This window comes from Chryseobacterium lactis, assembly GCF_003815875.1.
Classification (GTDB): domain Bacteria; phylum Bacteroidota; class Bacteroidia; order Flavobacteriales; family Weeksellaceae; genus Chryseobacterium; species Chryseobacterium lactis.
Window position 1 is genome coordinate 5,227,631 of sequence record NZ_CP033924.1, and the last position, 13,861, is coordinate 5,241,491.

The following is a 13,861-nucleotide window of genomic DNA, read 5'->3' on the forward strand; positions in this document are numbered from 1 at the left end:
TTATGATATTTTGTTCAAATAGAAAATTTAAAATATGGGGTTATATTGTAAGTCATTCGTCTTTATTGATACGTAGTGAAAGGAAATATCCTGATCAAGATGACTATACAAAAGATAATTGTTATAATATTGATCTTGAGTTTTGGGCCGTAAATTATATGAATATACCCACTTCTATTGATAATATTATTATTAAAGAAATACCAGAAGATCATTTATCTATGGAAATTGATAAAGATTTATTAAAATATAATATGAAAATTTTTGAATTAGAATCAGTAGGCAGGAAATATTACGTTATTGCCGGAGGACTTTTAATAGGTAAAAATTCATGGATAAATCAAGACAGGATTTTTGACTATAATTTAAATTTAAATCATGATGAAATAATATTTCAAAGTAATTAGAAAGAATTGTCTCCCCACTCACACGAGTGTCTCGCTCGTGTCCTTGAATAAAAGTAAAAGCCACTGCAGTGCAGTAGCTTTTACTAAAAAAAATCTATATTTATTAGTACAAAGACCATTTGGACAGATAAGTAAGAGAGAAGCTTTTACGAAGGCTGCGAACGCAGCTCAGTACGGGTAAGTTTCGCCAGAAACAGCGCAGGCGCTCTTGAAATTACCGATACCAATAACTATTATCCGTTTGGATTAAATCATACCGGAGGAAACGGAATTAACAATTCTAATAAGAAATGGAATACAAGGAACGGTAAGAAATAATACTAAGTGGGCCGGAGCTTTAGAATGGAAAATAAAAGACAGACCCAGGACTACATTAAATGGAAGCAGAATTATTCAACATCCAAATGGAAGTTGGGGATTAGTTTTTAGTCATGATTATACTAAAATTATACAAATACCAACAAGTTCAGCAGTAAAATGGAAATAAAATTTTTATCAGAAGAAAAAGCGTCATTGACAACGAAGTATATAAAACTCATTCGTAAAAAAGATTTTGACAAAATAATTATTAAAAGAGATGATATTAAGTCTATTAATCTTCAATTCGGAAAAATCTCTAAGCAGGATATAATTATTAGAGTTTCATTTACAGGTCTTGAAACTTTTAAAAACGATTATTATTTTAATGTCTCGGATATTTTAATTAAAAACAGAGAAATTGTTTTTATAGGAGTTCTTGACGATCCTTTATGGATATATAATCAGGGATATATAGATAATTTTAAACTTCTTACTGACAAAAGGGAAAAAATAAGATGGTATGAATTAAATGATAAGCAAAAGTATTATTACCTAAGAGGATGTTGCCTATTGAATGGAGTTAGAGAAACAATGGATAATATGAATCCGGTTATAGAAATTGACTTGTCAAAAGTCAGAACCGATTTGGATGTCTATTATGAAATTGGAAAAGCTTTTTTCAATTCATATGGATATTTTGGAACTGAAATAAATTCCTTTATAGATTGTTTATATAGTATTAATGAATCGATGGGGAGAAGAGAAAAAATGCCGATTTTAAAGATAAAAGGATATAAGAGTTTTGAAAAATACTTTTCAAAGAATATTTTGTTTGATGACTTTTACCAAGAATTTGCCAAGAGCAGTTTTGAAATTATAAACTCAAAATAATTTTTCTTTACACGAAAATAAAATTTTTATCACAAGAAAAAGACATTATTGTCAACAAAATATATAAAACTCATTGGCAAGAAAGATTTTGATAAAATAGTACTCAAAAGAGATGACGTTAAATTTCTTAATCCACAATTTGTGAAAATTTCAAAACAAAATATTCTGAAAATAGTTTACATAAGATTGCTATGATTGAAGCCAATCACATATCATAGGTAAACCTGAAACAAACATAAAGCAAAAGCCATTGCGATTGCAATGGCTTTTATTATTTATAAGCTTCGATCTTATCGGTAAGCGTATTGATAAAGTTCTGTAGAGGCTTTTCTACCATCATTTTGATGAATGGGTTGAATTTTCCTTCAAACAACATCTGAACCTCTGTCTGGTTTTCATTGATAGGGTTTAAAGTCGCCGTTAAGGAGAAATCTAAACTTGAACTTGCAGATTTCAAAACAGCTTTCTGATCGTCTACCTCATCTATTTTCAAAGCAATTTCAGGCATTCCCTGTAATCCGAACTTAAAACCATTATCTCTGGTTTCAAATTTCTGAAGACCGTCCGGCATAAAATCTTTATAATTTTCAGGGGTCTTCAACAACTCAGATAACTCTTTAGATGATTTATTGACAATAATTTTTCGTCCTTCTAAATTCATTTTTTATTTTTGTATTTAAATTCTTAACTATTTACAAATGTATAAAGTTTTTGTCAACGAAAAAAAATTATTAATATCTAAGCATCCAGAAGAACTCGAAAAAAAAATTGGGTATGAAAATTATACCACTTTAGAGATGGCATTGGATCTTTTAGAGAATACTTCTGTGCAGGAACTTAATGTTTTTGGTGAGAATATTGATGAGATCTGGCAGGAGTTTCAAAAGCTCTTCAGAATCATAGAAGCTGCCGGTGGCATTGTCAATAATCCTGAAGGAAAAACACTTTTCATTAAACGATTGGGAAAATGGGATCTTCCTAAGGGTAAGATGGAAAAAGGAGAATCCAGAGAAGAATCTGCAGTTCGTGAAATTGAAGAAGAAACCGGACTGAAAGAGGTTGAGCTGGTAGAATTCATCAATACTACCTACCATATTTATGTAGAGAGGAATGGTGAAAAGATTTTAAAGTGCACCCATTGGTTTGAAATGTTCTTCGATGGAGAAGACACATCTAAACCTCAGATAGAAGAAGGAATTACCGAAGTAGCCTGGAAAGATATTTCACAAATAGAGAATGAAGTTTTTCCAAGCACATTCAAAAATATAAAACTTATTGTCAAAGAATTCTGGAATTCTAAGAAATAATTATTGAAGTGGGAAACTGGAAGAATAAAGCTGGAGGCTATACCCGGCTGTCTACATCAGTCATTTAAAAATGAAAATTCTTGAAGTTGAAAAAAGAGAACAACTCTTCATTCACCTTCAAGAACTCCCCTCTTCCGGCTCCCAGTTTCCTTACTTTATTAAAAACTAGATAAAGTCTATTATTTTTTCCAGAGCGACCCCTCTCGATCCTTTTAACAATATATTTTCAGACGAAATTGCATGTTGTTTCAGGTATTCTGTCAATGCTGCTGTATTTTCAAAAGCAAGGTTTGAAAGATTCACTGCTTTAAAATGTTTCCCTACTGTAATAATCTGGTCAAAACTTAGCTCCTGAGCCAATTTTAAGATGCTCTGGTGCTCTTTCTCACTTTCAACACCCAATTCCAGCATATCGCCGATAATAATCGTTTTACTGCCTTCAAAAGTGACAAAGTTATTCAATGAAGCGATCATCGAACTCGGATTGGCATTATAAGTATCCAGCACCAACGTTCTGTCGCCTTTTTTCACGACTTGTGAACGCATGTTTGTCGGTGTATACTGCTCTATCGCATGTTTTATCTTTTCAAAACCGATCCCGAAATGAAGTCCCAGGCTTGCGGCTGCACAAAGGTTAGTAAAGTTGTATTCTCCAGTCAGTTTTGAAACGGCTTTTACACCGTTATACATTAAACCAACAAAATGCTCCTCTGAAAAAGGTTCAAAATTATAATCTGCTCCTTCTTTTCCAAAACTAATTTTCGGTGAATAGTTTTCGGTCTTTTCAGCCTGGATAGGATCATTTTCATTAACAATAATGGTTCGGTGGTTGATTTTAAGATAATCATACAATTCAGATTTTCCTTTAATCACTCCTTCAAAACCGCCAAACCCTTCCAGATGTGCCTTTCCAAAATTGGTAATATATCCGAAGTCTGGTCTTGAGATCGTGCACAGAAATTCGATTTCTTTCTGGTGATTGGCTCCCATTTCTATCACAGCCATTTCATGTTCAGGTTTAATGGAAAGAATCGTCAGCGGAACACCGATATGATTATTCAAATTTCCTGAAGTATACTGAACATTAAATTTTTCTGAAAGCACCGCATGAATCAACTCTTTTGTCGTCGTCTTCCCATTGCTTCCCGTAAGCCCGATAATCGGAATGCTCAGCTGGTCTCTGTGATACATTGCCAGTTGCTGCAAAAACTCAAGCGTGGATGGAACATAGAAAATATTTTTATCTTTATTTTCAAATTCAGACTGCTCAACAATTACTGCCAGAACGCCATCATCTATGGCTTTTTCTGCTAAAGTGGCAGCATTAAAGTTTTCACCCGAAAAAGCAAAAAACAAATCATTTCGGGCTATTTTTCTGCTATCAATGGTAACTCTGTCAGCCTGTAAAAACAAAGGATAAAATTGTTCTATATTCATGTGGAAATATATATATTTTTAAGAGGTCATATGCAATCGCCAAATCTACATGAGTATTTTAGACTTTTTAACCCAAGCGATTTCATGGTTCAAAAATAAAAAACCTTCCGGAAATCCGAAAGGTTTTTTTATAAGTATTTTTTGATAAATATTATCTTCTTGTTCTGTTCTTATCATTAGTTCTTGCATCCTGAGCTACACGGAAACCGATCCAGCCATATGCCTTACCTTGATTCTTATATCTTCTTTGTCCCGGATCCAACCAATATGCTGTATCCTGCCAAGATCCTCCTTTTACAACTCTGATGTCGTTGGACATTGCTGAAGTTCTGTCTTTAGAATCTTTTTGCATTTTTACTCTACCTGTACCATCTACAACAAATCTTTTTCTTGGAGAGTTGTACATGTCGAAAGATGAAGCAGAATCTGAAGCTCTGTAATATTCTAAAGAAGATTGTCTGTCACCGTCTCTGTAATTTCTGTAGTCAGCGATAGTTTCTCTTTCGAATTGTCCAGGAAGTCCTTTGTATACTAATCTTCCATCAGCTAAAGTATCATACTTAATGGTACCTTCGTCGATCATTTTATAAGTTCCGTCACCGTTTTTCACTACTGCCTGAGGCATATTTCCTCTGTAATAGTTGAAGTCGTTGAAGTCCTCATCAATAATTGGTCTGTATACATCCGCTGTCCATTCAGCAACGTTACCATACATACCATAGATTCCTAAATCGTTAGATGGATATTGTCTTACATCAGAAGTTTGTGCAGATCCGTCATTCTTCCATCCTGCAATACCAGAATAATCACCTTTACCCATTTTGAAGTTTTCAAGGAACATCCCTCTGGTTTTTCCTTTCGTACCTCTTAATTTTTCAATTTCAGGTTTTTTACCTAAGTATTGATTATATTCTCTGTTTTTAGCCATACCAAGAGCTGCGTATTCCCATTCCACTTCAGTAGGAAGTCTGAACTTCTGTACCATTGCAGAATTTGGAGCTCTGTTTGCAGATAATAATCTCTGGTTTGTAGTTTTCATACCAGATTTCTGCTGCATTCTTTTTTCATTAATATATCCTTGCATTTCCGGATCATTCGATTTGAATTTATCCATGTTGAAAGCAGTTCCTCCCTGGTTATTGGATTCGTTGATATATAGGTCTTTAGCAATTACACCAGCCTGCATCAAAGCTTTTTCATTCGCTCTGTCTGTCAGCCATTCGCAATATCTGTTTGCTTGAGTCCATGAAACCCCTACTACCGGATAGTAATCGAATTCCGGAGAACGTAAGTACGTTTCATTATAATCGTTTCTAGCTAATTTGTTGTCCCATAATAAGGTATCCGGTAAGGCACCATTATAGATTTCCTTAAAACTTGGGTCACTTGGTGGGAATACATACTTCAACCATGTAAGGTATTCGCGGTATTCGTAGTTAGTAATCTCAGTTTCTCCGACAAAGAATGAACTCACCTGCATTCTTCGCGGTGTGTTATTCCAATCGTGCATAACATCATCTTTCACTAATCCCATTGTAAAAGTTCCACCTTCTACATATACCATTCCCGGCCAACCCTTCTGCTTCTGTTGCTTCCCTGCAAAAAACCAACCCTGTTTTTCGTTTGGTTTCCAACCCGTTTTACTGACAAATTTTTTGGTACCGCCACCTTTGCTGGTTCCTGATCCGCCACAACTGGTTAATGCAAGTGTAGAACTTAATGCTATTAATGAAAACAACTTTAGTTTTTTCATAGTCGATATAAATATTTTCAAGAGTACAAAGAAAAAATAAATTATTCAATAAATCAAATAAAGATTTGATTTTTTTGAAAAACGATAACAAATTAATTTTATTGTATGACAATTTAATTCTAAAATTTTCATTTATTTTGTAATTTAGCAATTTCAATAATAAACATGAGACGAAAAATAACGCTTTTATACTTAATCGCTTTTGCATCAACACTTTACGCTCAAAGAAACACCATTGAATGGAACGGTTCTAAAATTCAAGATTTTGGTGACACAAAAATAAATCTTCCCAACTTCAAAAATGAAGGTTTTTCTTTCAGCCAAAATAATGTTTTTATAGCAACTCAGCAAAAAACTGGAGAAAAGCAGCTTAAAATTTCTGACCTGGTATGGGAAAATATTTCTAACCAGGATTTGTTTGAACTTGACAAAAGTGTTCTCCCTGATTATGATATTGCAGATGTCTCCTATTATATGCTGGATGGAGAAAGATATGCCAGTATCAGCGTTGCTTTATTTAAAACAGTAAAAGGACGTACACTGAGATTGTCTTCTTTCAATGTTTCTGAATCTTCCGCATCAATTAATACCGGTGGTGGGGTCAACAAAATTGGAACTACCGGCAATCCTCTTTCGAGCGGAAACTTTTACAAAATAAAAGTTGATAAATCAGGAGTATTTAAAATCACAGCACAATTTTTAAGAGATAACGGGATCAACCCTTCTTCTGTAAATCCTAAAAACTTCAGAATTTATGGAAACGGCGGAGTGATGCTTCCCGAATTCAATCAGGATCCGAGATTTGATGCCTTACAGGAAAATTCTATTCAGGTAGTTGGTGAAGATGATGGCGTATGGAATGATAATGACTATGCCCTGTTCTATGCTCAAGGTCCCAATGGATATAATCTTTATGACAGCAGCAACGGAAACGGCTTCAAAAGAAGAGATACGCGAACGGACAGAAGTAATGGTGTGAAAAACATCTATGAAGACTTTTCATATTATTATATCAACTTTGACAAAGGGGCCGGAAAAAGAGTTCCAACGGTTGACGGAACACTGCCTGCCCAAATGATTACAAGATATGATAGCTACCAGGTGGTCAATAACGATCAAAAAAACCTATTGAAGGTCGGAAGAACCTGGGTTGAAGACACCCCTTTCAACAATGAAAAAAAGGTGACTTTTACGACCAGCTCACCAATACAGGCTAATGATGTCGTAAGATTCAGGACACAGGTTGTCGCGTATAGATCTCAACAAAACTCGATTGAAATCAAAGCCAACAATCAGGTTCCTTCTTTCAATCAGACCATATTATCTAATAGTGGAACCTATGAATATAATTTTGTTCCCGTAAATTATAATGGAACACTTACGAATATAACCGGAAACCAAATTACATTCACTTATAATCCTGATATTTCTAAAAATCCAAACGGAACCTTCTATTTTGATTATGCCGAAGTGCAATACAAAGAAAACCTGGCATTCAATGGTTCTCAGATGAATTTCAGAGATTATTCTATTGTCAGTGGAAGTAATGATGATTATGGATTCAGTATATCTAATGCCGGTAATATAGAGCAGGTATGGGATGTTACCGATATCACTAATGCCAAAAGAAAAGTAAATAAGGCAGGCGCAGGCTCTTTCAATTTTGCGTATACAGCCGCTGATCAGAATTTCAATAACGAATTCGTAGCGTTTCGTTCAGACGCAGCATTCAGTCCTCAGTTCGTAGGAAGAATAGGTAATCAGAACCTTTCTGCTCTACAGAATATAGATTATCTGATCCTAACAGTGCCCGAAATGATGGGACAAGCGCAAAGACTGGCTAATTATCATCAGACAAAAAACAATTATAAAGTAGAGATCATAGACGTTAATAAAATCTATGAAGAATTTGGAAGCGGAAGTAAAGATCTTACCGCGGTAAGAGATTTTGTAACCAAACTTAATACTCCGGCCGGCAGACTTAAATATGTATTTATTCTCGGAGACGGTTCATATGATTATAAGAACAGAATACCAAACAACACGAATATTGTTGCAAGTTATCAGGGTGAACATTCATCAGATTATGTAGCATCGTTTGTTACCGATGATTATATTGTGATGACTCTGCCACAAACTGCAGGGATCATTGAAAATAATCTACCGGATTTACCGGTAGGAAGAATCCCTGCAGCCAATGTAACTGAAGCCGGAAACATGATTGATAAAACACTGGCTTATTATAATTCATTATCAGGACAATCCAGCCCATTTGGGGAATGGCGTATGAGACTTGACTTTGTAGTAGATGATGACCAGGAAGGTGGAGGCCCTTTCCATACCGTGATGAATAAAACGTTGGTTAATGTATTTGAGAAACCAGGCCAACTGGATTTGAAAGAATATAATGTCAAAAAATTATATCTGGACTCCTTCCCTGCCCAAAGTACTTCAGGAGGTCAAAGATATCCTCAGGTTAATCAGGCTATTTCCAATGCAATCGGAAACAGTTTATACCTGTTTTATTTCGGACATGGAGGAATCAATGGCTGGGCACAGGAAAGAGTTTTAACCAGTACAGAAATTCAGAACTCCAATAACTTCTCTAATGTATACAGCAGATTCCCGTTTGTATCTACTATCACTTGTGAATTCACCTTATGGGACGAGCCGGATACCAATTCTGCCGGAGAACAGTTTATTAAATTAAAGCAAGGAGGTGCCGCAGCAATGATTACTTCCAGCAGAGCGATTGGAGTAGATTACGGACGTGATTTCACCAACACCTATACCCAGAATATTTTTAAGCTAACTAATGATGACTTTAATACATTAGGATACGCTCATTTATTAGCTAAAAAACAAAAAGGACCAAACGGTAACCACTTAAAGGTAAATTTACTTGGAGATCCTGCCATGAAATTAAGCAGACCTCAAAGACTTTTAATCATTGATAATATTGAAACCCCTGTACCCGGATTAATCAGAGGATTGGATTTTGTGAAAATTAAAGGACACATCAACAATCCTAACGGAACGCTGAACAATACATTCAACGGAAAGGTTTCAATCAATATTTTTGATAAGAGATTAAATAAAAAAACATTGAATAATGACGGAGTTCTCACTCCTGTATTAGATTACACTGAAGAAGGAAGTGCTATTGTAAAAGCAGCAGGAACAGCCGTAAACGGAGTATTCACTGCAGAATTCTATGTTCCTAAAGATATTAACTATGCTGTTGGAGAAGGAAGAATATTAGGATATGCAGATAACAAATCAACAGATGTTTTCAACAACCAGGCTGTGCAGGTGGGTGATATCAATCCTAACGGGGTTAATGATAACCAGCCGCCAAAGGTAAAATTGTATATGAATAACACCAATTTTGCAGATGGTGGAATTACCAATCAAAACCCAATGCTTCTGGCTTGTCTTACCGATGATACGGGAATCAATGCCACAGGATCTGGAGTTGGTCATGATATCACAACCTACTTAGATGGTCAGATTATCAACACGGTTGTCTTAAATGATTTCTATGCACCGGGAGAAGGAAACGGATGTTTAAATCCAAGTCTTGCCGACTATCAAAAAGGAAATGTGTCCTATCCATTCCGAAATTTAGCCATCGGACAACACCAGTTGGCATTTAAAGTTTGGGACATAAACAATAATTCGACAACTGCTACGTTAAATTTTGAAGTTAAGGATGAAGCCGATCAACGTTTGACGATTAATCGTCCGCTGAACTGGCCAAATCCTTTCACCAATAAAACCTACATCCAGTTTGAACATAACTGCGATGATATTTTAGATGTAAATGTACAGATCTATACTATAACAGGAAGATTGGTTAAAACGTTATCCCAACCGGTGGTTGCAGAACCTTTCCTGCAGGGCTTCAGAACCCCTCGTCAGGCAATAGAATGGGACGGAAGAGATGATTTTGGTGCGACAGTAGCAAAAGGTACATATATTTTTAAGATATTTGCAAAAAGTCAAAATCAGGAAAAATGCAAAGGAAGTGCTACCGCTGTAGAAAAAATGGTACTTTTGAAATAATTGAGCAATACAATAGATAATAAAATTAATAAAAAACTGATAATATATAAAAGACAACATATGAATTTAACTACTAAACTGCTTTTAGGATTTGGTTTAAGTGCTGGTTTTCTAGGCTATTCGCAAGATTTAGGCAGAATAAATCCAGTTCTTACCGGAGCTCCTTTCCTAAGAATTGCACCGGACGCAAGATCAGGTGGTATGGGAGATCAAGGGGTGGTAACCTCTCCCGATGCATTTTCACAATTCTGGAATGCAGCTAAATATCCTTTTAGCAGAACAAGTTCTTCCATAGGTCTCAACTATACACCGTATATGGGAAAACTTACCAATGATGTATTCTTATTATATGGGGCATTCCATAAATTCCTGGGACAGGATGAAAGATCTACGATTTCAGCAAGTATCTATTATTTTAATATGGGACAGGTAGACCTGACTCAGCTGGTAGGTACCGAAATTGCTTCTATGGGTACATCAAAACCAAACGAATTCTCTATTGACGTAGCATACGGTCTGAAGCTTTCTGATTCTTACTCAATGGCTGTAACAGGTAGATTTATTCGTTCAGATTTAGCCGGTGGATTCAACACAGATACTACACTTAAGGCAGCGAACTCTTTTGCTGTTGATATTTCAGGATACTATACTTCTCCAAGATTCTCAAGTTTCGGAGGATATGATGGTAAATTAAATGCTGGTTTTGCAGTTCAGAATTTAGGTCCTAAACTAGATTATACAGGAAATGAGGAATCAAGATCTTACCTTCCTACGATGGCAAGACTAGGGATTGGATACGATATGTATCTTGATGACATGAACAGAGTCGGACTTAGTATAGAAGGTTCAAAGCTTTTAGTACCAGGATCTGAATATGTGGGAATCAACCCAAATAACAGAGAACCGATGTATGCTATTCCTAACGTAGGTCCAATGGCAGGTATCGGAAAATCGTTCAAAAATAAAAACAGTATCATGTATAGTGGTGCTTTGGAGTACTCATACGACAATGCTTTTTCTGTAAGAGGAGGTTATTTCCATGAAAGTGCAGAACAGGGAGCAAGACAATTTGCTACTGCAGGTATCGGATTAAATTACCGTTCTTTCGGACTTGATCTTTCTTACCTGATCAACATGTCTAAAGTTAACAGTGCTTTGGATAACACTCTTCGTTTCGGTCTTACCTGGAACATCGGAGATGAAACATCTAATAATGATCGTTAAAATAATAGATCAGCATCTATAAAAACAAAGGTCTCACCATTACGGATGAGACCTTTTTATATTATAAAGCTTCCTCATTGATAAGCCAATATTCAGCCTAAGTTCTTCTCTTTTCCTATCTTCCGTCAATTATTAAAGAAATATAATATTTAAGTTTACAAAAGTCTCTTCTTTATGGCGTTTTTTATCTTTCCAATAGCTATTTTTGTAGTATGAACTATTCGGCGGAACTAAAAAAATTTGTAACGAGTCAATATGTATATTCTGCAATCAGAATAACATTGGCCACCGTTCTGCCCTGTTTAGTCCTCGCCCACTTTGGGATTTTAAAAGAATATTTCCTTTTCCCTCTCGGAACCAGCTTCGTAGCTCTTACCGATCAGCCCGGCCCCTTTATCAGAAGAAGAAACTCTCTTGCCTTTGCTATTTGCTGTTTTGTCTTCGTTGCATTGATTGCAAGTCTGGTCATGAGTATAAAAGTATTGGTTCTCCTTGAAATTATAGTATTCGGATTATTTTTCTCTCTGATCGGAGTCTACGGCCAACGACTTGCAGCAGTAGGTTCCTTGTCTTTGGTTGTTCTTGCGATCTTTATTGATGGCCACCTTACAGGAAGCAATATCTTTAAAAGCTTATTGATTTTTGCTTGCGGATGTATATGGTTTCTGCTTATATTCCTTGTCGTTACCACCATTCGCCCCTATAAACTGGCAGGTCAAATGATTGGAGAAAACTATCTTCAACTGGCCGAATTTTTAAAGATTAAAGCTAATTATTATCAGAAAAATCCTGATTTTGACAAACTGACAACCCAGGTTATTGCTAAGCAGATTGAAATAAAAAACCTTCAGGAAGATACCCGGGAAACAGTTTTTAAAACAAGAACTATCGTTAACGAATCGACAACCACCAGTCGATTACTCATGCTGATGTTCCTGAATTCAATGGACCTTCATGAGAAATTAATGACCTCTGAAAGTGATTACCAGAAACTGCAGCAAAGTTTTGAAGACAGCATGATCCTGGTCAACATTCACGATTATCTTAATCTTCTGGCAGAGGAAATCACCAACATTGGCATTTCTCTTCAAAGTGGAACGAGAGCAAGACCCATATTCGATCTGGAGCTGGAATTAAAAAACCTCAATTTCCATTATTTCGAGCTTAGAAATAAGCAGTTATCTCCTGACAGTCTTGAAAATTTCATGATCCTGCGTCAAATTCTGATGCGTATCAATGAAATCACCAAAGAAATCAATGAGATTTATAAAGTATTTTCACAAAATGTAAAATTAGCAAAGAGTTTATCTACAGGATTAGACTTAAAAAAGTTTATGCCCAACGAGCCTAAGCTTAATGCTAAAGTACTAAGAAATAACATTTCATTATCCTCTTCTCATTTTCGCCATGCGATAAGAATCACCGTAGCCCTGCTATTGGGATATCTTTTTTCTATGTTTGATTTTCTGGGACTGGGACATACGTATTGGATCTTAATTACCATTACCGCTATCTTAAAACCCGCCTACTCTATTACCAAAAAGAGGAATCTTCTTCGTCTTTACGGAACTTTCACCGGAGCAGTCGTCGCCTATATCATTCTCCATTTTATCCATATCAACGGAGTGTTGCTTGGTATTCTTCTGATCAGTATGATCATGTGTTTTAGCTTTTTGAAAGGCCGTTATTACTGGGCTGTTTTATTCATGACCATTTATATTTTTCTGAGTTTCAATTTCTTAAATCCGGGAAAGGTAGATGTTATTTTTAAAGACAGAATTGTAGATACTGCCATTGCCGGGATTATTGCTTTTGTCGTCTCTTATATTGTACTTCCGGTTTGGGAGCATACGCAGAATCTTGATCTGATGAAAAAATCAGCGGCAGACAATCTGATTTATTTCCAGAGTGTGATTTCCAAATTTCTTGAGGGAAATTTTGATATCGAAGACTATAAAGTAAAGCGAAAAAATGCCATTATTTCATTGGCCAACCTTTCCGATAACTTCCAGAGGATGATCTCGGAACCTAAAAATCAGCAGAAAAAACTAGAGGTAGTTCATCAGTTTGTAGCCACATCACATCTGATCACGGCTTATACCGCTTCCCTATCTCAGTATTCTAAAAGCAATGAGCAATATCCTGAAATAGATGCTGAAAGCTGGAGCCGGAAAATTGAAGCAGAAATGCAGCAAACCTCAACCCTTCTTAACGGTGATGATATCACCGAAACATTGAGAATGGAAAGCCGTCTGGAACCGGAAGATTCATCCATTGAAGACATGCTCCTGAAAAGAAAAACGGAAATCGAGGAAAATGATATTGTTGACAGAAGAGATCCTGACAAAATATCTCATTTAACAGAGCTTAAAAATATTCATGATATCCTGGAACTGATCTATGACGTGGCCAAAGAACAAAGAAAAGTTATTGAGAAATATAAGGCTGAAAAAGTAGAGGAATCCAAATAATCCCGG

At 35.8% G+C, this 13,861-nt stretch carries 9 protein-coding genes; 6 read left to right on the forward strand and 3 right to left on the reverse strand.

Annotation, left to right across the window (positions count from 1 at the left end; genetic code table 11):
- Nucleotides 1–2 precede the first annotated feature (2 nt).
- Nucleotides 3–407 carry a hypothetical protein gene (locus EG342_RS23290; RefSeq protein WP_103290394.1) on the forward strand — a complete coding sequence of 135 codons (405 nt, stop codon included), beginning with the start codon at nt 3–5 and terminating at the stop codon, nt 405–407.
- A gap of 477 nt (nt 408–884) precedes the next feature.
- Nucleotides 885–1,598 carry a barstar family protein gene (locus EG342_RS23295; protein WP_103290396.1) on the forward strand — a complete coding sequence of 238 codons (714 nt, stop codon included), beginning with the start codon at nt 885–887 and terminating at the stop codon, nt 1,596–1,598.
- Between the two features lie 271 nt (nt 1,599–1,869).
- On the opposite strand, the gene EG342_RS23300 is transcribed toward EG342_RS23295, so the two are convergent.
- Nucleotides 1,870–2,259 (reverse strand): hypothetical protein, encoded by a 390-nt coding sequence (locus tag EG342_RS23300; RefSeq protein ID WP_045499550.1) that lies wholly within the window; start codon nt 2,257–2,259, stop codon nt 1,870–1,872.
- A gap of 37 nt (nt 2,260–2,296) precedes the next feature.
- Here EG342_RS23300 and EG342_RS23305 point away from each other — a divergent pair, with 37 nt between their 5' ends.
- Entirely contained in the window at nt 2,297–2,905 is a 609-nt protein-coding gene (locus EG342_RS23305; RefSeq protein WP_103290399.1) for an NUDIX hydrolase, read from the forward strand.
- Between the two features lie 165 nt (nt 2,906–3,070).
- Here EG342_RS23305 and EG342_RS23310 read toward each other — a convergent pair whose 3' ends face one another.
- Both EG342_RS23310 and gldJ read right to left on the reverse strand, forming a co-directional pair.
- Nucleotides 3,071–4,342 carry a UDP-N-acetylmuramoyl-tripeptide--D-alanyl-D-alanine ligase gene (locus EG342_RS23310; protein ID WP_103290401.1) on the reverse strand — a complete coding sequence of 424 codons (1,272 nt, stop codon included), beginning with the start codon at nt 4,340–4,342 and terminating at the stop codon, nt 3,071–3,073.
- A 151-nt stretch (nt 4,343–4,493) separates the two neighbouring features.
- Nucleotides 4,494–6,095, reverse strand: coding sequence for a gliding motility lipoprotein GldJ (gene gldJ, locus EG342_RS23315; RefSeq protein ID WP_103290404.1), 1,602 nt, complete (start codon nt 6,093–6,095; stop codon nt 4,494–4,496).
- A 165-nt stretch (nt 6,096–6,260) separates the two neighbouring features.
- Between gldJ and porU the strand changes: the two genes are divergently transcribed.
- The 3 genes from porU to EG342_RS23330 all read left to right on the forward strand — a co-directional run bounded on the left by porU (nt 6,261) and on the right by EG342_RS23330 (nt 13,855).
- On the forward strand, nt 6,261–10,160 hold the full coding sequence (gene porU, locus EG342_RS23320) for a type IX secretion system sortase PorU (protein ID WP_103290406.1): 3,900 nt from the start codon (nt 6,261–6,263) through the stop codon (nt 10,158–10,160).
- Between the two features lie 60 nt (nt 10,161–10,220).
- Complete coding sequence (porV, locus tag EG342_RS23325; RefSeq protein WP_103290504.1) at nt 10,221–11,384, forward strand: type IX secretion system outer membrane channel protein PorV; 1,164 nt, start codon at nt 10,221–10,223, stop codon at nt 11,382–11,384.
- Nucleotides 11,385–11,596: 212 nt separating this feature from the next.
- Nucleotides 11,597–13,855, forward strand: a complete 2,259-nt coding sequence (locus tag EG342_RS23330) for an FUSC family protein (RefSeq protein WP_103290409.1) — start codon at nt 11,597–11,599, stop codon at nt 13,853–13,855.
- Nucleotides 13,856–13,861 lie beyond the last annotated feature (6 nt).